The sequence below is a fragment of the Paraburkholderia sp. USG1 genome, from assembly GCF_031570135.1.
GTDB classification, from domain to species: Bacteria; Pseudomonadota; Gammaproteobacteria; order Burkholderiales; family Burkholderiaceae; genus Paraburkholderia; species Paraburkholderia dioscoreae.
Genome location: NZ_JAMWXW010000003.1, coordinates 57,395 through 82,744, shown reverse-complemented (window position 1 = coordinate 82,744; position 25,350 = coordinate 57,395). Strand labels below are relative to the sequence as shown.

At 63.3% G+C, this 25,350-nt stretch carries 26 protein-coding genes; 10 read left to right on the top strand and 16 right to left on the bottom strand.

Going from position 1 to position 25,350, the window contains the following annotated elements; translation table 11 throughout:
- Positions 1–123: 123 nt before the first annotated feature.
- The gene (locus NE850_RS05030; RefSeq protein WP_007176764.1) at positions 124–1,029 is read right to left on the bottom strand and encodes a LysR family transcriptional regulator; all 906 of its coding nucleotides are present in this window, start codon (positions 1,027–1,029) and stop codon (positions 124–126) included.
- A gap of 202 nt (positions 1,030–1,231) precedes the next feature.
- On the opposite strand from NE850_RS05030, the gene NE850_RS05025 reads away from it, so the two are divergent.
- Both NE850_RS05025 and NE850_RS05020 read left to right on the top strand, forming a co-directional pair.
- On the top strand, positions 1,232–2,320 hold the full coding sequence (locus NE850_RS05025; protein ID WP_007176765.1) for a hypothetical protein: 1,089 nt from the start codon (positions 1,232–1,234) through the stop codon (positions 2,318–2,320).
- A 379-nt stretch (positions 2,321–2,699) separates the two neighbouring features.
- Positions 2,700–4,223: a CoA-acylating methylmalonate-semialdehyde dehydrogenase gene (locus tag NE850_RS05020; RefSeq protein WP_007176766.1), complete on the top strand. Its 1,524-nt coding sequence runs from the start codon at positions 2,700–2,702 to the stop codon at positions 4,221–4,223.
- Between the two features lie 83 nt (positions 4,224–4,306).
- Here NE850_RS05020 and NE850_RS05015 read toward each other — a convergent pair whose 3' ends face one another.
- From NE850_RS05015 to NE850_RS05005, 3 genes are all read right to left on the bottom strand, one after another.
- Positions 4,307–5,647, bottom strand: a complete 1,341-nt coding sequence (locus NE850_RS05015) for an MFS transporter (protein WP_165188116.1) — start codon at positions 5,645–5,647, stop codon at positions 4,307–4,309.
- 64 nt (positions 5,648–5,711) lie between these two features.
- Positions 5,712–6,275 (bottom strand): isochorismatase family protein, encoded by a 564-nt coding sequence (locus NE850_RS05010; RefSeq protein ID WP_007176768.1) that lies wholly within the window; start codon positions 6,273–6,275, stop codon positions 5,712–5,714.
- 15 nt (positions 6,276–6,290) lie between these two features.
- A complete protein-coding gene (locus tag NE850_RS05005) occupies positions 6,291–6,743 on the bottom strand; it encodes a MarR family winged helix-turn-helix transcriptional regulator (RefSeq protein ID WP_007176769.1) in 453 nt (150 codons plus the stop codon).
- 444 nt (positions 6,744–7,187) lie between these two features.
- Here NE850_RS05005 and NE850_RS05000 point away from each other — a divergent pair, with 444 nt between their 5' ends.
- The 5 genes from NE850_RS05000 (at position 7,188) to NE850_RS04980 (ending at position 12,733) form a co-directional block, all read left to right on the top strand.
- Complete coding sequence (locus NE850_RS05000) at positions 7,188–9,392, top strand: PAS domain-containing sensor histidine kinase (protein WP_007176770.1); 2,205 nt, start codon at positions 7,188–7,190, stop codon at positions 9,390–9,392.
- Entirely contained in the window at positions 9,358–10,059 is a 702-nt protein-coding gene (locus tag NE850_RS04995) for a response regulator transcription factor (RefSeq protein ID WP_405044798.1), read from the top strand. The genes NE850_RS05000 and NE850_RS04995 overlap by 35 nt, the downstream gene beginning before the upstream one ends.
- A gap of 400 nt (positions 10,060–10,459) precedes the next feature.
- Positions 10,460–11,431, top strand: coding sequence for a helix-turn-helix domain-containing protein (locus tag NE850_RS04990; RefSeq protein WP_007176772.1), 972 nt, complete (start codon positions 10,460–10,462; stop codon positions 11,429–11,431).
- A 134-nt stretch (positions 11,432–11,565) separates the two neighbouring features.
- Positions 11,566–11,985, top strand: coding sequence for a DUF3331 domain-containing protein (locus NE850_RS04985; protein WP_310698498.1), 420 nt, complete (start codon positions 11,566–11,568; stop codon positions 11,983–11,985).
- A 373-nt stretch (positions 11,986–12,358) separates the two neighbouring features.
- On the top strand, positions 12,359–12,733 hold the full coding sequence (locus NE850_RS04980; RefSeq protein ID WP_007176774.1) for a response regulator transcription factor: 375 nt from the start codon (positions 12,359–12,361) through the stop codon (positions 12,731–12,733).
- Between the two features lie 174 nt (positions 12,734–12,907).
- Here the strand turns inward: NE850_RS04980 and NE850_RS04975 are convergent, their stop codons facing one another.
- Positions 12,908–13,702 (bottom strand): alpha/beta hydrolase, encoded by a 795-nt coding sequence (locus NE850_RS04975; RefSeq protein WP_007176775.1) that lies wholly within the window; start codon positions 13,700–13,702, stop codon positions 12,908–12,910.
- Between the two features lie 123 nt (positions 13,703–13,825).
- Positions 13,826–14,176 (bottom strand): DUF4148 domain-containing protein, encoded by a 351-nt coding sequence (locus NE850_RS04970; protein ID WP_007176776.1) that lies wholly within the window; start codon positions 14,174–14,176, stop codon positions 13,826–13,828.
- 267 nt (positions 14,177–14,443) lie between these two features.
- Between NE850_RS04970 and NE850_RS04965 the strand changes: the two genes are divergently transcribed.
- Positions 14,444–14,971, top strand: coding sequence for a GNAT family N-acetyltransferase (locus NE850_RS04965; RefSeq protein ID WP_035516547.1), 528 nt, complete (start codon positions 14,444–14,446; stop codon positions 14,969–14,971).
- A gap of 207 nt (positions 14,972–15,178) precedes the next feature.
- Here the strand turns inward: NE850_RS04965 and NE850_RS04960 are convergent, their stop codons facing one another.
- The 7 genes from NE850_RS04960 to NE850_RS04930 form a co-directional block, all read right to left on the bottom strand.
- The gene (locus tag NE850_RS04960; protein WP_007176778.1) at positions 15,179–16,240 is read right to left on the bottom strand and encodes an alkene reductase; all 1,062 of its coding nucleotides are present in this window, start codon (positions 16,238–16,240) and stop codon (positions 15,179–15,181) included.
- Positions 16,241–16,327: 87 nt separating this feature from the next.
- Positions 16,328–16,630, bottom strand: a complete 303-nt coding sequence (locus NE850_RS04955) for a helix-turn-helix transcriptional regulator (RefSeq protein ID WP_007176779.1) — start codon at positions 16,628–16,630, stop codon at positions 16,328–16,330.
- A 220-nt stretch (positions 16,631–16,850) separates the two neighbouring features.
- Positions 16,851–17,543: a GntR family transcriptional regulator gene (locus NE850_RS04950; RefSeq protein ID WP_007176780.1), complete on the bottom strand. Its 693-nt coding sequence runs from the start codon at positions 17,541–17,543 to the stop codon at positions 16,851–16,853.
- An 85-nt stretch (positions 17,544–17,628) separates the two neighbouring features.
- On the bottom strand, positions 17,629–17,823 hold the full coding sequence (locus tag NE850_RS04945) for a hypothetical protein (protein ID WP_197740276.1): 195 nt from the start codon (positions 17,821–17,823) through the stop codon (positions 17,629–17,631).
- Between the two features lie 52 nt (positions 17,824–17,875).
- A complete protein-coding gene (locus NE850_RS04940; protein WP_007176782.1) occupies positions 17,876–18,154 on the bottom strand; it encodes a 2Fe-2S iron-sulfur cluster-binding protein in 279 nt (92 codons plus the stop codon).
- A gap of 14 nt (positions 18,155–18,168) precedes the next feature.
- The gene (locus NE850_RS04935; RefSeq protein ID WP_007176783.1) at positions 18,169–18,483 is read right to left on the bottom strand and encodes a hypothetical protein; all 315 of its coding nucleotides are present in this window, start codon (positions 18,481–18,483) and stop codon (positions 18,169–18,171) included.
- A 15-nt stretch (positions 18,484–18,498) separates the two neighbouring features.
- Entirely contained in the window at positions 18,499–18,819 is a 321-nt protein-coding gene (locus tag NE850_RS04930; protein ID WP_007176784.1) for a 2Fe-2S iron-sulfur cluster-binding protein, read from the bottom strand.
- A gap of 292 nt (positions 18,820–19,111) precedes the next feature.
- Between NE850_RS04930 and NE850_RS04925 the strand changes: the two genes are divergently transcribed.
- Both NE850_RS04925 and NE850_RS04920 read left to right on the top strand, forming a co-directional pair.
- The gene (locus NE850_RS04925) at positions 19,112–20,068 is read left to right on the top strand and encodes an ornithine cyclodeaminase family protein (RefSeq protein WP_310698497.1); all 957 of its coding nucleotides are present in this window, start codon (positions 19,112–19,114) and stop codon (positions 20,066–20,068) included.
- A 5-nt stretch (positions 20,069–20,073) separates the two neighbouring features.
- Positions 20,074–21,696 (top strand): MFS transporter, encoded by a 1,623-nt coding sequence (locus tag NE850_RS04920; RefSeq protein WP_165188123.1) that lies wholly within the window; start codon positions 20,074–20,076, stop codon positions 21,694–21,696.
- A gap of 48 nt (positions 21,697–21,744) precedes the next feature.
- Here NE850_RS04920 and NE850_RS04915 read toward each other — a convergent pair whose 3' ends face one another.
- From NE850_RS04915 to NE850_RS04905, 3 genes are all read right to left on the bottom strand, one after another.
- Complete coding sequence (locus NE850_RS04915; RefSeq protein ID WP_310698496.1) at positions 21,745–22,479, bottom strand: YjbE family putative metal transport protein; 735 nt, start codon at positions 22,477–22,479, stop codon at positions 21,745–21,747.
- A gap of 15 nt (positions 22,480–22,494) precedes the next feature.
- Positions 22,495–24,069 carry a hypothetical protein gene (locus tag NE850_RS04910; protein WP_007176788.1) on the bottom strand — a complete coding sequence of 525 codons (1,575 nt, stop codon included), beginning with the start codon at positions 24,067–24,069 and terminating at the stop codon, positions 22,495–22,497.
- 256 nt (positions 24,070–24,325) lie between these two features.
- Positions 24,326–25,342 carry a 2Fe-2S iron-sulfur cluster-binding protein gene (locus tag NE850_RS04905; RefSeq protein ID WP_007176789.1) on the bottom strand — a complete coding sequence of 339 codons (1,017 nt, stop codon included), beginning with the start codon at positions 25,340–25,342 and terminating at the stop codon, positions 24,326–24,328.
- Positions 25,343–25,350: the final 8 nt, after the last annotated feature.

Sequence of the window (25,350 nt, the reverse complement as noted above, 5' to 3'; positions counted from 1 at the left end):
CCGGCAGTAGACGGTGAACTGATTATAAAGTTCGATTGGCGCGGCAACGTTCAAATGGACTAACTCATGGATTCAGTCGGACTGAATGATTGATTCGTGATTTCGCGCAACGCGTGTTGACACTCATCGCCGCCAGGGTGGTTGCGGCCTGAATCTGCTCTGCAAATACTGCATGAAATGGCGGGTGCGCGCCGGCAGGCCGGTCCGCTGATGCGTGAGGGCGATGACGTCGGCTGCGGGCGCTCTCCATTCCGGCAGCAAACGGATGAGCTTGCCCTTCGCGAGGTCGTCGGCCACGTCCCATTCGGAACGCAGGATCACGCCGCGGCCTTCGCAGGCCCACTGGCGGATCACGTCGCCGTCATTGCAGCTCAGGCGGGAAGACACACGCACGCTGCGGCGCGTACGTCCTTTGCTGAACTGCCACAGCGAAACATCTTCGTTATTCTCGCGCAGCACGATGCAGGGTAATTTGCTCAACTCATCCGGAGACTCCGGCGCGCCGGTTCGCTTGATCAATGCAGGCGCTGCGCAGACGAACCGCGCGTTCGGTGCAATCGTGTAGCCGACCAGGTTCGACACCGGCAGTTCGCCGATATGCACGACGATATCGAAACGGTCCGTGGTCTCGGTCAAAGGCCGGTCGGATAGCGTGAGCGCGATATCGATATCCGGATTCTGCTGCTGGAACGCGGCAATCGCTGGAGCGAGATGTCGCCGTCCGAACCCCAGCGGCGCGTTGATTTTTAGCGTACCGACGAGTCCGCCGCGGCGCATCTGCAAATCCTCGAACAGCGCGTCGAACTGCTGGACGAGCTTGGCCCCCCGTTCGCACAGCAGCGTGCCTTCTTCGGTGAATTGCAGGCGGCGCGCGGTGCGGTTCACCAGTTGCGCGCCCAGTTTCTTTTCCAGTTGTTGAAGACGCTGCGTGACCGCGGAGGGCGACAACCCCAGCTTTCGCGCGGCGGCGATCAGGCTCCCGCTTTCGCGCAGCGTCAACAGGAAGCGGATATCGGCCGAATCGTTCATGGCAGCAACGTTTGAGTGCGGAAGTCTGGCAGCTTAAAGTGTTTGCATGTGCGGTTCCAGTCCGGTCCGGCGCGCGTGGCGGCCAACGCAGCCTGGTTGGCAAGGTAAAGTGATGCTTCTGTTACTCGACCGTCAGCGCGGTCCGCCAAAGCGTGCGCTTGCGCTGAATTCCCGTTGTTTTTCATTTGAAAGAGAAGTCCACATGCCGTTGTCTAATGGGCCGTCGAATGGTCTGTCGAACGATGCCGCGCAGCACCGCGCCTTGAAACAGGCAGTGTTTCTGCATACGGGCTGGCGTAGTGCGGGAACGTGGGTCTGGTCGCGTTTGCGCGAACTCGATACCGTGACCGCTTTCTATGAGCCGCTCAGCAATGTGCTCGCGGAGTTGAGTCTTGCCGACGTTTCCGCGTCGCGTCCCACGCTTACTTCTGGACACCCGCCGCTCGCCGCGCCGTATTTCGAGGAATATAGACCGTTCCTGCAGGAAGGTGTGCGCGGTGTGGCCGGCTATCAAAGGCGTTTCAGTCTCGATCGCTTTGCTAAGGTGCCGGACGCGGAATTCCCGCAATTACAGGCCTATTTACGCAATCTGTGCGAGCGCACCGCCGCACAAGGCAGCGTGCCGGTCTTCAAGTTTTGCCGTTCATCGGGCCGGCTGCCGTGGCTGCGGGCGGCTTTTCCGCAGGCGATGCATGTGGGCGTGTTGCGCAATCCGGCGTCGCAGTTTGCTTCGGGGTGGCTGCTCAGCCGGCAATGGAGCAATCCGTTTTTCGTGGCGGCTCCGTTTCGCGTGCTGGGGCTGAATCAGGCGGATCCGCTGGTCAGGCAGGCTATCGACACATGCGGCGCGCGCTTGCCGCCCGCCGCGCCTGCTTCGGAGGACGCATATGCAATGGCGTGCGAGCACTATGCGCGCACGGCGGAAGGCAATAACGCGTATCGGGCATTCATCGCGTTGTGGATTCTTTGCGCGTTGCGTATGGCGGATGGCGTCGATCTGTTGATCGACATCGACCGGCTCGGAGCGTCGCGCGATTACGCGCAGGCGTTAAGCACCGCATTCGAAACGCAAAGCGGTTTGTCGCCCGACTTCAGCAGCGCGCGCGATCTGGTCGAAGAAACGCGTGGCAGCGCGGCACGCATGAGCGGAATCGACGGACGGGCCATGCGCACGGTACATTCCGCCGCGCTCAAATTCCTCAAGGCGCACGGTGGTGCCGACGCTGCCTTTGTGGAAGTGATCCGGCAGAAGATGGTGCTCGCCAACGAATTGACCGACACATGGCGTTGAGCATTCGTCGCGAGATTGATGCGGTGAAGCCTCGCGGATGTTTTCATGGCACGGCCCTGCAGTGGCGGAGCCGGCGGCGCAGGCGGCATGACGTCGATGGGCCGGCCACCGCGTTCAGGGCCTGGTCCGGGATCGATGCCTCCGCAGGTCGGACGAGACCCACGCGCCAATACAGTTGCCGCACAAAAAACAATACAGTGAGGCGCGGTTTTATTTGGCTGTATCGGGAGTATGACCGGCGCCGTCGATACAGTTGGCAAGTCTCGACGGAGCCTGTCGACGAGCGGTTCGCCGCTCCGGCGCGGTGCGACGTAGCCTGATTTTTGCCTATGGCCCGGTGGTGACACGCCGCGCTTGATCCCGAACACGAGGTAAGGACATGAATGTAGTGAACGAACAAGCAAAGCTGTCGGTGCAGCAGTTGGGCCACTATATCGGCGGCGCGCCGGCCGCGCCGACCAGCGGCCGCTTCAAGGACGTGTTCAATCCCGCCACCGGCAAAGTCACCGGCTCGGTCGCCCTCGCTTCGGTCGAGGAAGTGGACGCGGCAGTGCAGGTCGCCAAGGCCGCCTTTTCTGCCTGGAGCGAAACCGCGCCGCTCAAGCGCGCACGCATTCTGTTCAGGTTCAAGGAATTGCTCAACCAGCATCACGACGAACTGGCGATGCTGATCACGCGTGAACATGGCAAGGTGTTTACGGACGCACAAGGCGAAGTGGTGCGCGGCATCGAAGTGGTCGAATTCGCGTGCGGCATTCCGAACCTGCTCAAGACCGATTTCACCGACCAGATCGGCGGCGGCATCGACAACTGGAATCTGCGTCAGGCGCTCGGTGTGGTCGCGGGCATTACGCCGTTCAACTTCCCGGTCATGGTGCCGATGTGGATGTTCCCGGTTGCGCTCGCCTGCGGGAACACGTTCGTGCTGAAACCGTCGGAGCGTGATCCGTCGGCGTCGCTGCGGATTGCCGAATTGCTGAAGGAAGCCGGTCTGCCCGACGGCGTGTTCAATGTCGTCAACGGCGACAAGGTGGCCGTCGATGCGCTGATCGATCACCCGGACGTCGCGGCGCTGTCGTTCGTGGGCTCCACGCCGATCGCCGAATACATTCACACGGAGGCGTCGAAGCGCGGCAAACGCGTGCAGGCGCTCGGCGGCGCGAAAAATCACCTGGTGGTGATGCCGGACGCCGATCTGGACCAGGCGGTCGACGCGCTGATCGGCGCAGCCTACGGTTCGGCGGGCGAGCGCTGCATGGCGATCTCGGTCGCGGTGGCGGTCGGCAACGTGGCCGACAAACTGATCGAGAAACTGGCGCCGCGCGTCAAATCGCTCGTGATCAAGAACGGCGAAAATCTCGACGCCGAAATGGGGCCGCTGGTTACCGCCGAACATAAGGCCAAGGTGGCCGGTTATATCGCGTCGGGCGAGGCGGAAGGCGCGAAGCTGATTGTCGACGGCCGCGTGCATCCGGTGGCAGACGAAGAAGGCTTCTTTATCGGCGGTACGCTGTTCGACAATGTCGGCACGGAAATGAAGATCTACAAGGAAGAGATCTTCGGCCCGGTGCTGGCAGTAGTGCGGGTGCCCGATTTCGCGAGCGCCGTGGAGTTGATCAACGCGCACGAGTTCGGTAACGGCGTGTCGCTGTTCACGTCGGATGGCGGGGTGGCGCGGGCGTTCGGCCGGCAGATTCAGGTGGGTATGGTCGGCATCAACGTGCCGATTCCGGTGCCGATGGCATGGCATTCGTTCGGCGGCTGGAAACGTTCGCTGTTCGGCGACCATCACGCTTACGGCGAAGAGGGCGTGCGCTTCTATACGCGCTACAAGAGCATCATGCAGCGCTGGCCGGATAGCATCGCCAAAGGCGCTGAATTTACAATGCCGGTGGCGAAGTAGGCCGGCAGGCAAGTCAGTTGTAATCAGAAAAGCCGCGCCTGAACCAGGCGCGGCTTTTTCACATTCCCCCCGGCAACGGCTCTCTAAACACTCGAAGAGGAATCTTCTTCCACTTCGCTGAGAACGGCGTTCTGCACTGCGACAGCGGGACTGACATAAGCAGGCGCCTGGCGTGGCTCGTCGATGCTGTAGCGCAAACGCCCCGCCTCGATATACACGCGCAACCGCCGGTATTTCACGAGGTAGAGCAAGCCGACAACCGCCGCCGCGAACCCCGATGCCGCGCCCACACCCAGCGCCCAACGCGGACCGAAACGGTCTGCGACCCAACCCACCACCGGCGCGCCGAGCGGCGTACCGCCCAATGCGATGGCCAGCAGAATCGCGATCACCCGCCCGCGCATGACGGGCTCGGTGGAAAGCTGCACGAGACTGTTGGTCGAGGTATTGAAGGTCTGCGTTGCCACGCCGATCACCATCAGCGCAATGCCGAACAGCACGGAGTTCGGCATCAGCGAGGCCGCGGTGCAGCCTACGCCGAACACGGCCGCCGCAATGAGCAGCAGCGCCATGCGCGGTTTCGCCCGACGCGCGGCGAGCAGCGCGCCAGTGACGGAGCCGATCGCCATGGTCGAGCTCAATACACCGTATTCGCCCGCGCCCGCGTGAAACGCGGTAACCGACATCGTCGAGATGAAGATCGGGAAATTCAGGCCGAACGTGCCGATCAGGAACAGCATCAGCAATGCGGCCTTCAGATCGGGACGCGTCCACACGTACTTGAAACCTTCGACGAAACTGCCGCGCGTGCGCACCGCCCGAGGCTTCAGATGCAGTTCGCTCACACGCAGCATGCGCAGCGAACCGAGTACCGCGACGAACGAAAGCGCGTTGATGAGAAACACCCAGCCGGTGCCCACCGAGGCGATCAGCAACCCCGCGACCGCAGGCCCGATCATGCGCGCCGCGTTGAACGAGGTGGAATTCAGCGCGACCGCGTTTGACAGGTCATGCTCGCCGACCAGGTCCGACACGAAAGTCTGACGCGCCGGCGAATCAAAGGCGGTGACGCAGCCGAGCAGTCCCGCGAATACATAGACGTGCCACAACTGCACGAGCCCGGTGACGGTGAGAATGCCCAGGCACAGCGCGAGAGAACCCATGCCCGCCTGGGTCGCGAACAGCAGCTTGCGACGGTTGAAGTGATCGGCGGCATAACCGGTCAGCGGCAACAGCAGCATTTGCGGGCCGAACTGCAACGACATGACGATACCCACCGAGGTCGCATTGTGATGCGTGAGCTCGGTGAGCACGAGCCAATCCTGCGCCGTGCGTTGCATCCACGTACCGACGTTGGAGACGATCGCGCCGCTCGCCCAGACCCGGTAGTTGAAATTGCTCAGCGAACGGAAAGTGCCGATCACCGGACTGTTCCCACCTGGAGGATTCGCGCGGCGCGCAAGCTGCGGCGCATGTGCAAACTCAGGCTCATGCGTGCGAGCGTTCGAGCAGATCGAGGACTTCCTGGGTGGTGCCGGTTTCGCCGAGGCGCGGGAAGATGCGCGTGATGCTGTTGATGTGAGCGTCCGCATTGCGATCGGTCATGGCGTCGACGACGAGCGTCACGTTCAGGCCGAGTTCGTGTGCATAGCGCGCGGTGGATTCGACGCCGATGCTGGTCGCCACGCCCACGAGCACCACTTGCGTGACGCCTTGCTCGCGCAGGTACGCTTCGAGATCGGTATTCGTGAACGCGCCCCAGGTGCGCTTGGTGACCCGATGATCGGACGGTTGCGCGTTCAGTTCGGGCACCAGATCCGCGAATCCGGCGGGGAAGTCGCCCGTGTTGCGCACCTCCTGCGTGCGGCCCGGTGCGCCGCCGGTCACGTTGACGAGCACCACGGGCAGGCCGTGGCGGCGAAACGCCTCCGCGAGAACGGCCGAGCGCTCGACGACTTCGCCGGTGGAATGCGCGGTGGGCAGCGCGACAATGCCTTGCTGCAAATCGACGACGATGAGTGCGGTCTTTGCGTCGAGTGTGGTGAGTGCCATGAAGTACTCCTGGAGTTACGAGTCGATGAGGCGTTTGAGCAGTTCGACGCCGATAACGAGCTGTTTTTGCTCGGCCGCCGAGAAGCGCGTCTGAATGGTGCGAAACAGCCAGTCTTCGCGTGCCGCGCGGCTTGCCTTCACCTTCTTGCGAAAGGCGGGCGTGAGGGAGAGAACCGTTTGCCGGCCGTCGTTCGGATCGGGAGTGCCGCTCACCAGCCCGGCGGCTCTCAGCGCCGAAAGCGTCTCGCCCATGGACTGCGGACGCATGCCATGAGCACGCGCGAGCGCAGTGACCGTTGCCGGACCTTCACGCTCCAGCAAGCCGAGAACCTGCACCTGCGAAGGCGTGAAATCGCCTACGTGCGACTCCTCGCGCAAACGGCGGCGCAGTTTGCCGACCAGCACGCGCAAGTCTTCCGCCACGATATGCAAGGCGTCAGGATCCACCGGTGCATCTTGCTTGGTCATGTCTGGATAACTATGAAGGCTACCTACGAAGGTTACCTTCGTATCAGGTTGACGTCAAGTTGGGGAAGGCGTGATGCCAACGGTTCGGGACGAGGCGAAACGTACCGTCGCCGCCGTATCAATCGAGCATGTAAGCGGCACCATGGTCAGGGTTTTCCCGGAAGATCGCGGGTATGGCGTCATCCGTAATCAAATGTCAGTAGAATGCGGCCCAGCCGATCTTTGACGATTTAAGGCCGGGTTCGCGCATGATCACATTAGACCGGCAGCCATCGGTTAGCGGCAGGTCTAAGCGTGATGCGTTCCCCACAATCAGCGTGGCTGCTATCCTGAGGGACAGGCTTGCCATACTCGCTCACGAACAGCCGTTTCGCACGCTTATGGCCCCGCAGTTCCATTCCGCCTGGCCTTCCTGGCCTCTGGCGACCTGCCGATCCGCCCGCCATGGAAAATAGCCAACGCGCTTCCGCTACAGCGCCCCGCGACGCCGGCTTCTTGCCGGTGCTCGCCGCCTTGATCGCGCTTGCCGTGTTTCTGATCGATGCGCTGACACCGCTCGACGTCGCAGTCGCCGTGTTTTACGTAATAGTGGTGCTGCTGGTTGCTTCAAGCGGCAACCGCTCGTTCACGATCGCCGCCGCGTGGGGATGTGTGGCGCTGACGTTGCTCGGGTTTCTGATTTCCCACGCCGAGTCCTGGCCGGGCGGCGCGGTTGCGCGCTGTGTGGTGAGCCTGCTGGCGATCGCCACCACGTCGGTTCTGGCATTGAGAAACCAGGCCGCGACGACGATGTTGCAGGAGCAGGTCGAACTGCTCAATCTCACGCACGACGCGATCATCGTCCATGACATGAACGACCGGATCACGTTCTGGAATCACGGGGCGCAGGCGCTGTACGGCTGGAGTGCGCAACAGGCGCTCGGCCAGTCGATCGACGACCTGACGCAGACATCGTTTCCTGTCCCGTACGATGAAGTTCGCGGCGAACTGCTGCGCACGAATTACTGGCACGGAGAGTTGCGGCGCGTACGGCACGACGGCAGCGCCGTCGTGATTTCGAGCCGCGCGGCCTTGTGGCGCGATGCAAAGGGCGACCCTCGGGCTGTTCTCGTGACCAACAACGACATTACCGCGCGCAAGGAGATGGAAGCCGAACTCGAGCGTCAGCAGCAGGAGTTGCGCGCAACCATCGACGCGATTCCCGGCATGGTCTGGCATTCGTCGAGCGACGGGCGCCTCACGTTTATCAACCGCCGCTGGAACGACATGGGCGTGACGCTCGGAGATGACGTGGACGTCTGGTCGACGGTCGTGCACCCGTCCGATCTGCCGCGGATGCAGCGCGACTGGCAGGCCGCGATCGCGGCGGGTGTCGCGTTCGAAAACGTATCGCGACTCCGCACCAGTGCCGGCGTGTACCGCTGGATGCACATCGGGGCCGAACCGTTGCGCGACGCCGGGGGCGCGATTCGCCGCTGGTACGGCGTGAATACCGACATCGAGGAGCGCAAGCAGGCGGAGCAGGCGCTCGAGCGCAGCGAGGCGTTCCTGCTCGATGCCCAGCGTTTGAGCCGGACCGGCAGCATGGCCGTACGTTTTCCCGAAGGCATGATGTGGTGGTCCGACGAGTCCTACCGCATTTTCGGATACACGCGGGAGGTCGAGCCGTCGGTCAAGGCTATCCTGGCGCGCACTCATCCCGACGATCTCGCACTCGTTCGTCGGGTCTATGAACGGGCCGCCGCCGGCGAGCCGCAGATCGATGTCGAACACCGGCTCGTGATGCCGGACGGCGGCGTGAAATATCTGCACTGCGTTGCCCACGCGGCAGCGTCGAAGTCTGCCGCCGGCGAGTATGTCGGCGCGCTGATGGATATCACGGATACCCGGCTCGCGCAGGACGCGCTTGCGCGCTCCACCGCCGAACTCGCCCACGTGACGCGGGTTACGATGCTCGGCGAACTGGCCGCGTCGATTGCACACGAGGTGACGCAGCCGATCGCGGCGATCATGACTTGCGGCGGCGCCGCGTTGCGCTGGATGGACCGTGCCCCGCCGGACCTGAACGCAGCGGCGAAGTCGGTCACTCAGATCGTCAGGGACGCGCAGCGCGCGGACGCCGTGATCCAGCGGATCCGTTCAATGGCAAAAAAATGCGACCGTATTCCGGTTAAAGTCGATCTGAACGGGATTGTGGGCGAGACGGTCGAGCTGTTGCGGTACGAACTCGATCGCTACCGCGTTGACGTGCAGATCGACCTTGCGACACCGTCGCCCACTGCGTACTGCGATCGCGTCCAATTGCAGCAGGTCATCATCAACCTTATTATGAACGGCGCGCAGGCCATGACAGAGGTGCCCCAGCCGCGAAGGCTGCGGATTGCCACACGCCGGTTCGACGCAGAACAGGCGCATCTGATCGTGCAGGATTCGGGCACGGGCATCAGCGAGGAAAACGCCAGCCGTCTGTTCGACACGTTCTTTACGACTAAGGCAGGGGGCATCGGCATGGGCTTGTCGATCTGCCGGTCGATCGTCGAGGCGCACGGCGGTCGTATCTGGGCTGAATCGCCGGAAGCGGGCGGCGCGGTAGTGCAGTTCATCCTGCCGGTTGATGAAGGGAGATCTCATGAACAGTCATACGCATGACAACGCCGGTGACGACGAGGAACGCACGATGGTCTATGTCGTGGACGACGACGAGTCGATGCGCGATGCCCTTGGTCTGCTGCTGCAATCGGTCGGACTGGGCGTCGTCACCTTTGCTTCCGCGCACGAATTTCTCTCCTATGAGATGCCGGACGTGCCGAGCTGCCTGATCCTCGATGTTCGTCTCAAAGGACAAAGCGGGTTCGCGGTGCAGGAACAGATCGCCGCGAGCCAACTGGGGCTGCCCATCGTCTTCATGACCGCGCACGGCGACATCGCGATGTCGGTTAAAGCAATGAAGGCCGGTGCCAAGGATTTTCTTGCCAAGCCGTTTCGTGACCAGGACATGCTGGACGCTGTCGCACATGCGCTGGCAGGCGACGCAGAGCGGCGCGATGCCCTCCGGTCCGTGGAGGATCTGCGCCGTTGCTACGAATCGCTGACACCGCGCGAGCGCGAAGTCATGGCGTTTGTCGCGGCCGGGCTGATGAACAAACAGATTGCCGGCGAAATGGGCCTGAGCGAGATCACCGTGAAGATTCACCGCGGCCAGGCAATGCGGAAAATGGCCGCGCGTTCGCTCGCCGACTTCGTGCTGAAGGCGGAAGCGCTGGGCGTCAAGTCGCCACAAAGCACCGCCGCGCCGGCGCGCGGATCGCGTACCTGAACCCAGGGTGCGTGACGAAACGCTGCTGGCGCATCGTTTCCGCAGTCCCGATGGTTATCGGGCCTATACCTGCGTATGAGTGGTCCGCCGCTTCTGCTCAAGAAAGCGCTGCTAGCGCATTCCATTCCACCGATTCGTTCCGGCAAGCTCTGGCGGCCGGCGCCGCCGGTCGCGACCGCAAACCGCCCGCGCACGCCGTGCGCATCGCGCCGATCCCCCTGGCCGTGCCTCTTCGGCTCGCGGCGAAGAACTAAACCTGGAGATGGGTTGATCCAACCATTGGTCACTACGGGCAACCGTATGTAGGGCTGGTTCGACGATTTTCCGTGCGATACCTTGGAGTCATCGCGGCGCCCTGTAACCGGGCACTGCCTCACCACTCCGCTGGATGACCCCGATCATGATCAGCTCGTCGACTTTGCATCCCGAACCCGCTGCGGATGTTATCCCGGATGTCATCCAGCAGACGAGGCGGATCAACCCGATCGGCATGGAGCCTCAATGGCGCGCTCCGCACGAGGAACCCGCGGGTGGACGCCAGCGGAGCCCTATTCTCGTGTCGCGCTGGACCCGCACCGATATTCGGTCGCTGGAGGTCAGCAACCCGGGTAGCGCCGCGCACCACTGCATCGCGATGAACCTCAAGTGCACGTCGCTCTCCTTTGCTCATGCCGGCAGGATGCTCGTTCACGGACGGGTGACCGCGGGAGCCGTACAGATCACGGCACCGGAGGTGCCGTGCAGCGCCGTGTTCGAATCGCCCGGCGACGTGCTGCACCTGTTCGTTGCGCAGCCGGTGCTGGGCGAATGCTTCGAAGACATGTTCGGCCGCCCGCATGCGGGCGACATTCGTATCGACGATCCCAGGCTCGCGCACGATCCCGCGCTCGAACGTCTTGGCCAGGCACTTGCCGTGTCGCAATCGGACGACGCCGCGCTCGGCAAGGTCTTTACCGACAGCGTCAGTCTCGCGATCGTTTCGCGCGTGATCGCGCGGCACTTTACGGCTGGGCAACGGCAGAGCCGTGAAGCGAATGCACTACCGTCCTGGCGCCTCACGCGCGCGATCGAATACGTGGACGCGCATCTGTCCGAACCGATCGGGCTCGAGGACATTGCCAACAGCACGGGTTTGACCCGCATGCATTTCGCGTCGCAGTTCCGCCGGGCCACCGGCATGCGCCCGCACGAATACCTGTTGCGCCGGCGAATCGAACACGCGCAGCACCTTCTGCTTACGTCGAAACATAACGTGCTCGACGTTGCCCTGAGCTGCGGTTTCCTAACCCAGGCTCACTTTACGACGGTCTTCAAGCGCCTGGTTGGAGAGACGCCTCATTGCTGGCGAATGAAGGCGAACGTCGATCGGTAAGCAGATTCATGCGTCTCTGAAAGTGAGCGGAATATGCCTGCGGCGGCCGAAGGCGGCGCACGGTGGTTGTATCCGCAACGTGCAGTGAGAGCTTCTCGCTGATCAACCGGACTATCTGAAAGAGGAGTGCGACCATGTTGGCGGAAACGAATTTTACCGATCCGTGGATACAGACCCTTGATTTGCTCGCCGAGTTGTCCGGAGACAAAGCCTCCAGGATCAAGGAAGCGGCTTTGGCGGACGCACGCAACGCACGCGAGGGTTGCCGCTTGCTGCTCAGGACGCAACGCTTTGGCGCACAGGTGCGCGTGATCGACCACCCGACGCCTTCGACCGCGACCATTGAATGGCGTGATTCGACGCACTGTTGCTATGGCGATCAGGTTTGGCACGCGAGCCGCGCACGTGTGGCAGGTGTCTGTGCAATGAGCGGCCGTGCAATACGGCCGGGGGATGCGATATACAAGCCGCGCCCGTGCCGGCCAGCGCCGCTAAACCTGGGTGCGATGATTCTTGGCGTCGTGCTCGATGATGCTTTTACGCCTGACCGGTAGTTGGCTTGCGGCACTCACGTTACTGTATTCACGCTGGCGCGGCTGCCTGACATACGCTTGGCCATCCGGTCGTATGGGGAAGTCATACCTAAGTGTGATACCCGAATGAAGGCCCGTATTGCGGGCCTTCCGAAGTCCGCCAAAGGTGGTCTTCAACCGCGAGAATGTCAGCGGGGCGAGCGCGGCGGCGGGCACTGCATCCCTATAGATGATGGTTTCGCGGCAAATTCCCGGCTAGTATGGTTCTTGCCTGCTACGGATCCATTTCTGTTCCGGTGGATGCGTCAGGCGCGATGAGCTTCATAAGGCAGTAAATATCGCGCCGGATATTCTTTTCTGTTACTACGTCGGCGCATCTGGAGTATTGGCAGCTATGAGCTTTGTTTGTATCGTCGACGATGACGCCTCTGTACGAAACGGTGTCGGTGACCTTCTCAACGCAGTGGGTTACACGACCGTGGCATTTTCATCGGGAGAGGAATTCCTCGCCTCGTCGGCAGTCGACGAGGCATTGTGTGTTTTGCTCGACCTCAAGATGCAAGGCATGCAAGGCCTCGATGTGCAACGCCAGCTCAATGCGGAACACAGGAGCATTCCCATTGTGCTCATGTCGGCGCATGGCGACGAAGACACGGTTCGGTGGGGAATCCAGCACGGGGCAGTCGCGTTTTTACGCAAACCGTTTGCGGAAGATGTGCTGCTCGATTCGATAGTGCTTGCCATCGGTCGGAAGGGTGGGGCGAATTGAGGGGGCAGGGGATTTCACACACCGGCCTCCGATAGCGTATCGGGCGCTCGTCCTATCATGAACTCTCATGAAAACGCGGCGCTTTAGCGCCGCGTTGTTCCATCATTCGACCGCGGTTCGCGCGGCGCTCATTCAGCTTACGCTTCTTTCCAGCCGCGACCGCACGCGAGCACGCTACTGCTGCGCATGCGTCGCGGCATCTTCGATGACAGCCGCAACTTCTTTCGGACGGGATTCGTAAACCGAATGGCTCGCGCCGGGAATCACGGTGGTGTGGCTATGCGCGCGCGCGTAGTACCAGCGCTCCAGGTCCGGGTTGATGATTTTGTCATTAGCGGCGACGATGCCCCAGCTTGGCTTCGTGGTCCATGCGGCAACGGTCATCGGCGTCGAAAAGACTTTCGCGGCCGTCAGGATCTGCGAATGCGACTCGAATTGGGCTTGCTTGAGCGGCAGATCAGCAGCGAAGTCTTTCGGGAAATCCACCGGGTTCAGATATGTGTAGCCGTCGTCGGTCTTCCTGATTGCGCCCGGCTGCTTCGACGTGTAACTGGGCATGCCTTTGCCCAGCGTGCCTTCATCTTCTCCGACGGCCGGAGCATGCGCCGCGACGTACACCAGCCCTACGACATTCGGATGCACACCGGCTTCCGTGATGATCGAACCGCCATAGCTGTGCGCCACCAGGATCGTCGGACCGTTTTGCAGGTCGAGAACACGTTTGGTCGCGGCCACGTCGTCTTCGAGTGAGGTCAGCGGCTCCTGCACGAGGCTGACGTGGTAGCCGTCTTTGGTCAGGATGTCATAGACCGGTTTCCAACCGGACCCGTCCACCCATGCACCATGCACCAGTACAATATTTTTGACGGGGGTGCTTTGGGGCTGGGCATCCTGCGCCAGCGCGCCGGTCGACGCAAGAAGACAAGCTGACATTGACAAGGCCGACACGACGAAAGGCATAAATCTCATGTGAAACTCCGGTATTCGGTAAAGAGAGAGAAGATGTTGGTGGAATGAGGTTGCGAGAAGGACTTCGGAATGAAGCGGGGTTCCGTGCAGGACAGTGACGGCACGGAACCCGAAATGCTTCGCTTAGCTACCGAAGTAGAGGTTGCAGAAGCTGACGGGACCGACGCAGGTCGAATGCATCGCCGTTCTCGCCGGTGCGCCTGACGACGAGGTGCCGTGCTGCGCCACGCCGCCGTACGCTTGCGTAGCCTGTTGCTGGTTGTCCTGGGCAGCGATTTTTGCTTCGGCAGCCTGAATATCGGCCGGGTAGTCGATGTCGTTGGCTTGCGATGGATCGTAGCCGGCCTTTTCGACCTTGACGAGATCGGCACGAACTTCTGCGCGCGTCACGGGACCATTCGATTGTGCGAAGCTGATAGCCGGAGCGGCCAACGTACCGGCGGCAAGGGCGAGACAAACGAGAACCTTCTTCATGATTGATACTCCTTCGATTGAGTGTAATGACTTGACGGGCAATGGATACGGCTCGACCGCGAGGCGGCGATGCCAAGTGCGCCCATAGCTGCACGGCGCACTGCATTGCTTTGCTGCCGACCGTGTATTACCAGTATCGAGGAGGCGGGTTCGGGCCGTTTCCCGGATCAAACGAAGGTTTCCGGAATGCACGACGGCGCTCTGACGGTGTCAATAGCGGGGCGCGTCGTTGAGAACAACCATCAGCACAAACTGACGAAACGCCCCATGCAATACGCTCCAGCCATCACTTTCCGGTTTGCCGAGCCGCACGACGCGAACGCGATCCGCACGATCGAATTCGAAGCGGGCCAGCGTTTTGTCAGCGTCGGCATGGCGGGAATTGCTGATGCGCCGCCGATGGAACCGGAACTCGTCGCCCGCAAGATAACGGCGCGGGAGATCATCGTTGCCGTAGATACTGACGGAAAGTGCGCTGGCTTCGTGATGTTCGAGCAGCAACCCGCGCGCCTCTACGTGCAGGAGCTCGATGTGCTCACGTCGCACGCCGGGCGGCGTATCGGCGCGGCGCTCATCGAGCAGGTCGCACACCTTGCCCGCGCGCGACGACTCACGCAACTCATCCTGTCGACGTTTCGCGAGGTGCCCTGGAATGCGCCGTACTATCGGCGGATCGGGTTTCGCGATATCGAAGAAGCCGAACTCGACGCGACGTTGCTGGCGCGGCGCGATGCGCATATTGCGCGAGGACTCGATGAATCGAAGCGCGTTTTCATGCGGCGCGATCTGGCATGATGGGTGAGATGTGAGGTGTCCACACTATGTCCAGGCGTAAAAAAACGCGGCAGGTGTGATCGGAACGAATCATTCCTGTCACATCTGCCGCGCGGTTTTTTTCAGCGCACTGCCATGCATTGGCCGCTTTATCCCGCAGCCTAACCTCCGCCGGCTCTCCGCATGGCTTGGCTTTTTTCAGCCTGTTTCGACGCTTACTCCACGCGCTTATTCCACAGTTTCCAGCGTCGGATAATCCACATAGCCGGTTTCACCGCGTGCGTAATAGGTTGCCGGGTTCGGCTTGTTCAACGGCGCATTCGTGGCGAAGCGGCGTACCAGATCCGGATTCGCAATGAACAGCTGACCCCAGGCCACCGCATCTGCGTCACCCGCGTCGAGCACCTGTTGCGCGGTTTCCGTGGTGAACTTTTCGTTGGCGATGTACGGGCCGCCGAATGCTTTCTTCAGTTGCGGGCCGAGACGGTCGTCGCCGAGCGCTTCACGTGCGGCAATGAATGCGATCTTGCGCTTGCCGAGCTCGCGAGCCACATAACTGAAGGTGCCGGCCGGATCGGAATCGCCCATGGTGTGCGCGTCGCGGCGCGGCGCGAGGTGTACGCCGACACGGTTCGCGCCCCACACGTCGATGCAGGCGTCGGTGACTTCGAGCAGCAGACGGGCGCGGTTTTCGATCGGGCCGCCGTAGGCGTCGGTACGTTTGTTGGTGCTGTCCTGCAGGAACTGGTCGAGCAGATAGCCGTTGGCGCCGTGCACTTCGACGCCGTCGAAGCCTGCTGCCTTGGCGTTTTCCGCGCCTTTGCGGAATGCTTCGACCACGCCGGCGATTTCATCGAGTTCCAGTGCGCGCGGCGTCACATAGGCACGCTCCGGACGCACCAGGCTCACGTGGCCTTGTGCGGCGATCGCGCTCGGCGCGACCGGCAGTTCGCCGTTCAGGAACAGCGGGTCGGAAATACGGCCCACGTGCCACAGTTGCAGAAAAATCCTGCCGCCGGCCGCATGCACGGCGCTCGTCACGAGCTTCCAGCCTTCAACCTGCTCCTGCGACCAGATGCCCGGCGTGTCGGCATAGCCCACGCCTTGCGGCGTCACCGAGGTCGCCTCGCTGATGATCAGCCCGGCCGTTGCGCGTTCAGCGTAGTACTTCGCCATCAGCGCGTTCGGCACACGGATTTCTCCGGCGCGCTGGCGTGTGAGCGGCGCCATGACGATGCGGTTCGGCAGCGTGATGTCACCAATTTGCAGCGGATCGAAAAGAGTCGGCATAAGAGTTCACCTTTGACGGCGGGCGCGCGGCCCGAGCCTGAAAAAAGACTGCATGATGAAAGAAGCGCGGCGATGCGGATCAAGCGCCTAGAGCCTGGTATTCATGTGCTCGAGGAACGCCTGGATGACCGGCTCATTGCGTTTGAAAAACACCCATTGACCGACCCGCTTCGACGTGACGAGCCCCGCGCGCTGCAAAGCCGCAAGGTGCGCCGACACGGTTGACTGCGACAGGCCGCAGTGCGCATCGATCCGGCCCGCGCACACACCGTGATCGAGCGGCAGCTCCTGGTCGGCGAAATGCGCGTACGGCTCGCGCAGCCAGCCGAGAATCTCCCGGCGAACCGGGTTGGCAAGCGCTTTGTGAATCGCGTCGATATCGAGCGTCATGGGGTTGGTTTCAAGGTCTTCAACAACAGGCAGGCGTGGCGCCGGTCCGCGCGCTCAAGCCTGCATCGTTACAGGGCGAATTATATATCGTATTTTTACGATATGCGCGAAGGCACTACGGTCTATGAGGGTGATAGATGCAGACGCGCGATTCGAAGCCCCGTCCACCGCCCACGTGCAATCGCGCGGGCCGCGTTCCACTGCACCGCCGTAACAGGGGTTATCTGCCGAGCTTGCTCAGGTAGAGTTGCGCCGCCCGCAGGACGTGCCGTTCCGCGAGCATGGCAGCCAGCGCCGCGTCGCCCGACTGCACTGCGCGCAGAATGGCCGCGTGTTCTTCCCACGTCATGCGTATTTCCTCGTCATTCGAGTTGACGAACAGCATGCGCGTGCGATCGCGCAGCGAACGCATCAGATCGGTGAGCATGGAGTTGGCGCCGGCCGCGTAGAGCAGATCGTGGAAGCGCGCATTGAGGTCGAGCAGCCCGGCGGTTTCGCCCTTGTTCACCCTGGCTTTGCCCTCGTCGAGCACCTGCTCGATTTTTGCGGCCAGCTCCGGCGTGCAGTGCTCCGCGGCGAGGCGGGCGTTCAGGCCTTCCAGCGTGGCGCGGATCTGCACCATTTCGCGCGCGGAAGACGGTTCGAGCGACGCGACCACCGCGCCATGACGCGGCCGCACTTCGACCAGGCCTTCCGCCGCCAGCGCCCGCAGCGCTTCGCGCACCGGCACGCGGGACACGTTCAGGTCTTCGGCAATGCGTCCTTCCACGAGCCGGTCGCCCGGTGCGTAAGCGCCCGACGTGATGGATTCACGGATGCGGACGAGCACGAGTTCAGACAGTTGCTGGTGCTGAATCGGAGCAGATCGCGCCTGCTTGCCTGCGAGGGCCGGCGAATCCGGTTGGCTACTCATTGTTTCTCCATGCACTGGGCGTCGCCGGCGGCGCCAGCGGATAAGGCATTTTAACCCAGGGACGGAACGTTGTAGACAGTACACGTCATACCACTGTCAGGCTGGATGACGCCTCGCGCCATCCGCCGGACGATCCGCGGCGAAAGTCCGCGGCGGATCGATGCCTGTGTGGGCCGCCGAAGTACGGCGCCTCGTCGGCCAACCGGTATCCGACATTGACGGCGACGATGCCCTGATCGGCGACCCAGTGGCACACGTGGTCGTAGATTTTGCCATTCACGCGTCCATCGCTTCGGGCGGTGCGCCGGACGGCTCCACGGCGGAACCGGCCTTCACCATGACACGCTCACGTCGCCCTTGACGAACGTCTGGCACGCCATGCGATAGCCCGCCTCAAGTTCTTCCGCGCTGAGATGGCGTTTTTCTTTGGCTTTTACGGCGTCCGTATTTTCGCGTCCCTGCTCGACCTTGCATTTGCAGGTGCCGCAGAGTCCGCCGCCGCATTTGAACGGAATGCCGCCGTGCTCGCGCAACGACACGCGCAGCAGGTTGCTGTCGGGCGGCGCTTGCACGGTTTTGCCGCCGTTCGTGATGAAAGTGACCTGAATCATGAGGTAAACCTGTTTCAAGAGGCGCTGGCCGGCGCGTCGAGCGGCACGATCTGCGCGTCGGCGTGGCTCGCGCCCGCGAGATCGGACATGGATTGGAAAGCCGCTTCGCGCGTGTCGAAGTGGTCGAAGAATTTGGTCGGCACGAGATTGACGTTGGCGGGCGTGCCTTCGTCGACGATCTTCACGCGCGTCTCGCATTGCAGCGCGGCGATCGTGAAAGTGGCGACGTGGCGACCGTCGTAGCGATAAACGTACGACTCCAGCGGTTGCAGACCGTCAGTGGCTTCGCTGCGGTACTGGCCGGGCTTGCTGGTGAGAATGATGTACATGGGCGATCGTTGAAGTCAGGCGGGTGACGTGCCGTCAGGCGGCGTGTCGTTCTGGGCGAGTTCGATGTCGTGATCGATCCACAACTGGCAGGCGAGGCGATAGCCTTGCGTCAAACGTTCGCCCAGTTGCTTGCGCTCCTTCCAGTTCGGTTCCGGCAGATACTCGCCGCCGCTGATAACGACGCACGCGCACTGCGAGCATTTGCCCATGCCGCACTCGTAACGCAGGTGCGGATAGGGAAACTGCCGGATGCCGGCGCGCACCACCAGATTGGTGTTGTCCTTGACCGAGTCGCGGTACGTCTCGCCGTTCTTGTGAAAGACCACGTTGGGCATTGCTTTCTCCTTGCCCGCGCTACCGCTGTAAGGCGATAGGCGAGGCTTACACATAAAAAGTACATCGTATACAATTAAACCGGCAATCGATGCCTTCGGATCGACAGGTCGCCGCGGTTCGGCCCGCTGGAAGGACGGTCAAACTGCTCAAGGAAGTGACCTACCATCGGCGAACTATCCAAAATAGTATACCGTATACTTTAACTCAGGCGTCAAGTTGCCAGTTTCCACGGGCGTTGTCCAACGGTCGCGGCGGCCGGCGTCCCTTTCATTCTTTCAGGAGTGGTTTCCGATGATTCATCTCACCGACCAGCAGATCGACGCACTGATCGGCTTTGACGAAGCGATCCCCGCGCTCGACACCGCGTTCCGCGCGTTCGCGCGCGGCGACGCCGCGGTGCAGCGGCGCGTGCGCACCGAGGCCGGCGGCGTGAAGCTGTCCACGCTCGGCGCCGTCGTGCCGGAACTAGGCGTGGCGGGCGCCAAGGTGTATTCGACCATTGCGGGGCGCTTCAACTTTTCGATCATCCTTTTTTCCACCGACGACGGCCGGCCGCTCGCTACGCTCGAAGCGAACGCGATCACCCGTTTGCGCACGGCGGCGACGACAGTGCTGGCGCTGCGGGCGCTGGCTAAACCTGGCGCGCGCTCCGTTGCGTTGTTCGGCACCGGCGTGCAAGGGCGCGCCCACGCCCATGCGCTTGCGGCGTTCACGTCGCTCGGGGACTTCCGGATCGTCGGACTGGAGGGAACGGCTGAACTTGCCGCCGAACTGAATCGCACTTATGCGCAGCGCGGCGTCGAAGCGCGTCCCGCCAGCGCGGAGGATGCCCTTGACGGCGCGGACGTCGTCGTCACGGCAACCCGTGCGACCGGCGCGCTGTTCGACGGCCATCTGCTGTCGCCCGGCGCGACGATCGCGGCGATCGGATCGAGTCTGCCGCACACGCGCGAGCTCGACGATACGACGGTGTCACGCGCGTCGCGGATCGTGGTGGAGTTGCGCGAGCAGGCGCGCGAGGAAGCGGGCGATCTGGTGCAGAGCGCAGCGGGCACGTTCGCCTGGGACGATGTGCTGGAACTGGGCGCGGTGCTCGAAGGCTTCGCCGTGGGCCGCCGCGACGACAGCGACATCGTGCTGTACAAGGCGGTCGGCATCGGCTTGCAGGACGTCGCGCTGGCCGCGCTGGCCTACGCGCGCGCGACCGCCCGGAGCGCCGCACCGGGCGTTGCTTCAACGTTGGCGTGACACCTATGAACGTCTCCCGTGAGCTGGCCGTCCCGGCCGTTTCCGGCGCGCCGCGCACGTTCCGGCAGTCGCTGCTCGCCATGCTCGGGCTGTCCACGGTCGTGATGATGGTCGCCATCGACCAGACCGTGGTCGGCACCGCGCTGCCGACCATCGTCGCCGAACTGGATGGTTTTGATCTGTACGCGTGGGTTGCGACAGCCTATCTGCTGACTTCGGTCATCACCGTGCCGATCTTCGGACGGCTGGGCGATCGGCTTGGCCGCAAGCCGCTGGTCGTCACGGCGATCGTGCTGTTCACGCTGGCCTCCGTGCTGTGCGGCGTGGCCGGCAGCATGACGCAGCTCGTGGTGTTTCGCGCGTTGCAAGGCATTGGCGGCGGCATGCTGGTCGGCACCTGCTTTGCGTCGATTCCCGATCTGTTTCCCGATCCGGTGGTGCGCCTGCGCTGGCAGGTTCTGTTCTCGAGCGCATTCGGGGTGGCCAATGCGCTCGGGCCGTCGCTCGGCGGTTTTCTGAGTCAGCACTATGGCTGGCGCTCGGCGTTTCTCGTCAATCTGCCGGTGGGACTGGCGAGCCTGCTGCTGGTGAGCCGCTATCTGCCGCGCATCGTGCCGCCGCGCGGCGCGGCGCTCCGACCCGACTGGCGCGGTGCGCTGCTGATCGCGATTTCGCTGGGCGCCTCGCAGATGCTGGTCGAGTCGTTATCGGACGGTGCATCGCTGTGGCGCATCGCGTTACTCGCGGCAGTCGCGGCGGGCGCGGTCGTGCTGCTTCTGCGCGAGGAAGCGCGCGCCGCGGATCCGGTTTTGCCTCTGCCCCTGCTGCGCGGGCGCGCGATCGGCACCTTGCTCGGTCTGTCCGCGTTGCTGGGCGTCGCCATGTTCGCACTGCTGTTCTACGTGCCGTTGCTGCTGCAAGGCGGCCTCGGGATGTCGGCCAGCGCGGCGGGTGTCTCGATCACGCCGTTCGTCACGTTCATCACCGTGGGTACGATCGCCAATACGCGGATCGTCACCCGGCTCAAGCGGCCGAACGTCATGCTGTATGCCGGCTTTGCGCTGCTCGGCGCGGCATGTGCGGGGCTTTACGCCACCGGCGACCGCCACGGCGCCGGCTTCATCGTATCGATGCTGGCGGCCGGCCTCGGGATCGGCTTCGTGATGCCGAATCTCACTGTGTTCGCGCAGCAGGTAGCGGGCAAGACGCATCTGGGCATTGCCACGGCGATGATCCAGTCGGCGCGCATGGTGGGCGGCATGCTTGGCACGGCGATCGCGGGCAGCGTCGTGCGCGCGCTGTATCGCGCTGACGCGGCGCCGCTGCTCGATGCTGCGTCGCCGGGCGCGCGCGAAGCATGGGGCGCGGCGCTGCTCGATCCGCAGTCGCTGCTCGATCCGGCACAGGGCGCGGCCATCGTCGCGCATGCACACGCGGCCGGCGTCGCCGCCGGGCCGCTCATGCTTGCCGCACGCCATGCGCTCGCTGCATCGGTCGAACATGCATTCATCGTGATTGCGGGATTGATGGTCGTGGCGTGCGTGGTTGTCGCGCGCTTGCCGCTGATCGAACTGGTTGCCAGAGGAGAGAAGGGCGCCGGCAACGGACGTGCCGGTCAAGGCGGATGAATTGCCGGTGCGGCGCGCTCCGCTGAAACCGGCGCGCGCCGCCGCCCGTCAACCTTGTTGCGCCTGCCGCCGCATGAGCAGGTGGCCAAGAAGCGGCACCAGCACGGCGACCGCCACGCTGACCAGAAATCCCGCATCGATGCCGAACTGCGCGACCGCCGTGCCGCCGCCAATCTGCTGCAACGCGTTATCGACGTGGCGATCGGCCTGCACCATGTCGCCCGCGACCCAGCCGAGCAGCGCCGCGCCCACGTAGGTCAGCGCAGGCACACGCTGCAGAAGCACGATCATCGCGTTGCTGCCGAAAGCGATGACAGGTGCGCCGACCGCGAGACCCACGAACACATAGAACAGCCGCGATGCTTCCGGCAGCGTTTGCGCGATGGCTGCCGTGGCGAGCGCGTTGTCGAGACTCATCGCGAAGTCGGCGCAGACGATCGTGAGAACCGCGCGCCACAGCGCCGAGGCGGCGTGCGTGGTCTCCTCGTCGTCCTGATGCCGGAGCATCTGCACGCCGATCCATACCAGCAGCGCGGCGGCGATCACGTGCATGTACGGCACGGCGAGCACCGCGCCGATCACGCCGATCAGCAGCAGCCGCAGCACGATGCCGAGGACCGTGCCGAGCATGATGCCGATGCGCCGCTGGCGCGGCGCCAGCGTGCGGCAGGCCATTGCGATGGCGATTGCGTTGTCGCCGCCTAGCAGCACATTGAAGAACACGATTTGCAGAACGGCCCAGCCGTCGTGAGCGAGCGGGGCCGGCAAGCCGGGGAACGTCATCGGAAAAGTGTTCCTTCAACTGATCGCAATCGCGACGACAGTGGCCGCGATCAGGCCGCAAACGACCGGCAGGAAAAGCGCGCGCACGGCTTCGAGCACGGGAACCCGGGCGAAACCGGTCACCGCGATCAGCGAGGACCACGCGATGAGCGTGCCGCCACCCGTCCACACCGCGCCCATCTGGCCGATCGCCGCGAGCGTGGCCGCGGGCATGTGCGCCATCGGCGCGAGCGCGCCTGCGAGCGAACCCGTGAGCGGCAGTCCCGCGAAACCCGAACCGTCGATGCCGGTCACCATGCCGGTCAGCAATACCCCGAACGACACGAACACCGGGCTTTGCGGAATGAACTGGCTGCATGCCTGGACCAGTTCGAACAGCAGCGAGGGCACATGCTGGCCCGGCGCAATGCCGAGAATCGTGCCCGCCGTGCTGCTGTCGCCCACGAAAAAGAAGCCCGCGATCGGCAGCACCGCGCCCATCGCCTTGAAGGCGAACACGAGGCCGTCGATGATGTGTTCCGCCGTGCGGTCGAGAAAGCCGCGGCGTCCGTTCGACAGCGTGGTCAGCATCATCAGGATCGCGGCCATGCCGCCGATCAGCGCGGCTGCGTCGCCGCCGCGGATCGCGTCCGCGCCGATGATCTGCGGACGGGTCATGACGACCACCACGGCGAGAAACGCGAGCGGCGTGACGATCGAGAAGATTTTGGACCACATTTCCTGGCGCGACATCGCAGCGCCGCTCATCATGCCGGGCATGGCCAGCGCCGCGCCACCGCCTGCCGATGCGAGCGCCGGTTGCGGCTCGTTCAGGAGTCCGCCGCTCGTGCTGCGAGCCAGTTCGGCCTTGGCGAAGCTGCCCTGGTGCAGTTGCGCCTCGGTCTCTGCCGCGCCCGGTTCGCCTTGCGCTTCCCATGCGATCAGATTGGCCGTGCCGGGCTTGCGCACGCTGCGCCGCACGGTCAGGAACCACGTCATGCCGAGCGCCACCACGCCCGCCACGACCGAAAGCAGAAAGGCCATGTTGGCGACAGCCAGCATATCGGTGCCGGCGGCCTTCGCGCTGATGCCGGGCGCGACCTTGATCACGTAATCCGACGAAAGCGCCATGCCCTGGCCGGCAATCGCAATGGCGGCCGCCGCGCCGAGCGGCGAGAGGCCCGCGTAGATCGCGGCGGGAATCAGGATGGCGCCGACCAGCGGCACGGCCGGCGTCGGCCAGAAGAACAGCGAGATCAGGTAGGTGATCAACGCGAGGATAAAGAACGCCACGTGACCATTGACCATGATCCGCTTGAACGGACGGACCATGCGCACGTCGGCGCCGATTTCGCGCAGGCCGTTGAGCAGCGCGGTCATCAGCGCGATCACGAGAAAAATGTTGAACAGTTCGTGCGCGGCCGTCAGGCTGCCCATGAAAATGGCCTGCAGGCCCGTCAGCAGTTTGCCCGACGAGGCGACGGCCACCGCGAAGGTAGCAAGAATCGCGGGGACGACGACATTGGCCCGGAAAATCATTGTCGCGATGATGGCAACCACACCTATCAAATAACAGTAATGGGCCGGCGTAAGTGACGAAAGGAGGTGCATGGGGGGGAACCTCAGTGTGTAAGAGGGATAAGAGTGGTTGTTTCGGTATACTATGTGCAGCTTGATGCGTGTCAAAAAAGCAGGACGTCTTTTTTCGTGGTGCGGAACGGAAAATCATCCGGAATCGGCCGGTAATCGATTTGGATGACTAAATGAATCTGTCCCTGCTTGCTGCCGTTTTCGTGTTTTTCGTGTTGTTATGCCGGCGCGCTACGACAACCCGGCACCGGCCGCCATGCCCGGCGGCCGGTGCCGTTCAGGCCTGCACGTCCGACGTGGCCTGCTGGAACGTGAAGCCGTCGGCGTAGAAATAACGGGCGCTGACGCCGAGTTCGGCGAACGCGCGCTTGGCCGAGGCGATCATGTCGGGCGAACCGCACGCATAGACCGCGTGCTCGGACAGGTCGGGAAACTGCGCACTGACCGCCTGTTGTACGTACCCTCTCGCGCCGGTCCACGAAGCACCCGCTCGCGACAACACCGGCGTGTAGTCGAAATCGTCGTGCTGCGCGGCGAGCGCCGCGAGCGTGTCATGCAGATACAGGTCTTGTGGCGTGCGTCCGCCCCAGAACAGTGCAATCGGCGGACGGTCCGCATCCGCGAGCAGTTCGCCCAGCATCGCGTAGAGCGGTGCGATGCCGGTGCCGGTCGCGATCATCACGATCGGGCGGTAGTCCTCTTCGTGATAGCCGAAGCCGCCGAGCGGCAATTCCACGTCGAGCGTGTCGCCTACCGCGAGCGTTGCGAGGCGCCCGTCGGTGAAATAGCCGCCTTCGATCCTGCGAATGTGGAACGCGACCGTCGCCTCGTTCGGAGACGAGGCCATCGAAAAGCTGCGCACTCCAGCTTCGCCGAGATGCACATGCATGTATTGCCCCGGCCGGAAAGCGATGCGCTCCTGTCCGTCGATGGCAAGCGTGAGCTTGACCACGCGGTCGGCGGCGTGTTCGAGCGCAACGACCGACGCGCTGTGCCTCGCCGCCGGCACCGGCGAGGCGAGCGGCCGGTCCGTGCTGACGACGAGCGCCGAGGCGGCGCGTGCCTGGCACGCCAACGCATAGCCTTCTGCCGTCTCCTGTTCGGAGAGTCCCGGCGGCATCTCGTCGTAGCGCACGGCGCCGCTCAGCAGCTTGACGCGGCAGGTGCCGCACGCGCCGAAACAGCATTCGGAAGGCAACATCACACCGGCGCGCACGGCGGCGTCGAGCACGGTCTCGCCGTCGGCGGCGTCGAACGTGCATCCTTCCTCGAGCCAGGTTACCTGATGATTCACGGCTGCAC

Excerpts from the sequence above, each read along its gene's own strand:
- NE850_RS04930 (WP_007176784.1), bottom strand. The coding sequence starts at position 18,819 with ATGCCCAACGTGGTCTTTCACAAGAACGGCGAGACGTACCGCGACTCG.
- NE850_RS04910 (WP_007176788.1), bottom strand. The coding sequence starts at position 24,069 with ATGCACCTCCTTTCGTCACTTACGCCGGCCCATTACTGTTATTTGATA.
- NE850_RS04960 (WP_007176778.1), bottom strand. The coding sequence starts at position 16,240 with ATGCCGACTCTTTTCGATCCGCTGCAAATTGGTGACATCACGCTGCCG.
- NE850_RS04935 (WP_007176783.1), bottom strand. The coding sequence starts at position 18,483 with ATGTACATCATTCTCACCAGCAAGCCCGGCCAGTACCGCAGCGAAGCC.
- NE850_RS04975 (WP_007176775.1), bottom strand. The coding sequence starts at position 13,702 with ATGAGATTTATGCCTTTCGTCGTGTCGGCCTTGTCAATGTCAGCTTGT.
- NE850_RS05020 (WP_007176766.1), top strand. The coding sequence starts at position 2,700 with ATGAATGTAGTGAACGAACAAGCAAAGCTGTCGGTGCAGCAGTTGGGC.
- NE850_RS04925 (WP_310698497.1), top strand. The coding sequence starts at position 19,112 with ATGATTCATCTCACCGACCAGCAGATCGACGCACTGATCGGCTTTGAC.
- NE850_RS05000 (WP_007176770.1), top strand. The coding sequence starts at position 7,188 with ATGGAAAATAGCCAACGCGCTTCCGCTACAGCGCCCCGCGACGCCGGC.
- NE850_RS04980 (WP_007176774.1), top strand. The coding sequence starts at position 12,359 with ATGAGCTTTGTTTGTATCGTCGACGATGACGCCTCTGTACGAAACGGT.
- NE850_RS04985 (WP_310698498.1), top strand. The coding sequence starts at position 11,566 with ATGTTGGCGGAAACGAATTTTACCGATCCGTGGATACAGACCCTTGAT.
- NE850_RS05030 (WP_007176764.1), bottom strand. The coding sequence starts at position 1,029 with ATGAACGATTCGGCCGATATCCGCTTCCTGTTGACGCTGCGCGAAAGC.
- NE850_RS04965 (WP_035516547.1), top strand. The coding sequence starts at position 14,444 with ATGCAATACGCTCCAGCCATCACTTTCCGGTTTGCCGAGCCGCACGAC.
- NE850_RS04995 (WP_405044798.1), top strand. The coding sequence starts at position 9,358 with ATGAAGGGAGATCTCATGAACAGTCATACGCATGACAACGCCGGTGAC.
- NE850_RS04920 (WP_165188123.1), top strand. The coding sequence starts at position 20,074 with ATGAACGTCTCCCGTGAGCTGGCCGTCCCGGCCGTTTCCGGCGCGCCG.
- NE850_RS04990 (WP_007176772.1), top strand. The coding sequence starts at position 10,460 with ATGATCAGCTCGTCGACTTTGCATCCCGAACCCGCTGCGGATGTTATC.
- NE850_RS04955 (WP_007176779.1), bottom strand. The coding sequence starts at position 16,630 with ATGACGCTCGATATCGACGCGATTCACAAAGCGCTTGCCAACCCGGTT.
- NE850_RS05025 (WP_007176765.1), top strand. The coding sequence starts at position 1,232 with ATGCCGTTGTCTAATGGGCCGTCGAATGGTCTGTCGAACGATGCCGCG.
- NE850_RS05005 (WP_007176769.1), bottom strand. The coding sequence starts at position 6,743 with ATGACCAAGCAAGATGCACCGGTGGATCCTGACGCCTTGCATATCGTG.
- NE850_RS04915 (WP_310698496.1), bottom strand. The coding sequence starts at position 22,479 with ATGACGTTCCCCGGCTTGCCGGCCCCGCTCGCTCACGACGGCTGGGCC.
- NE850_RS04940 (WP_007176782.1), bottom strand. The coding sequence starts at position 18,154 with ATGATTCAGGTCACTTTCATCACGAACGGCGGCAAAACCGTGCAAGCG.
- NE850_RS04970 (WP_007176776.1), bottom strand. The coding sequence starts at position 14,176 with ATGAAGAAGGTTCTCGTTTGTCTCGCCCTTGCCGCCGGTACGTTGGCC.
- NE850_RS04950 (WP_007176780.1), bottom strand. The coding sequence starts at position 17,543 with ATGAGTAGCCAACCGGATTCGCCGGCCCTCGCAGGCAAGCAGGCGCGA.
- NE850_RS05010 (WP_007176768.1), bottom strand. The coding sequence starts at position 6,275 with ATGGCACTCACCACACTCGACGCAAAGACCGCACTCATCGTCGTCGAT.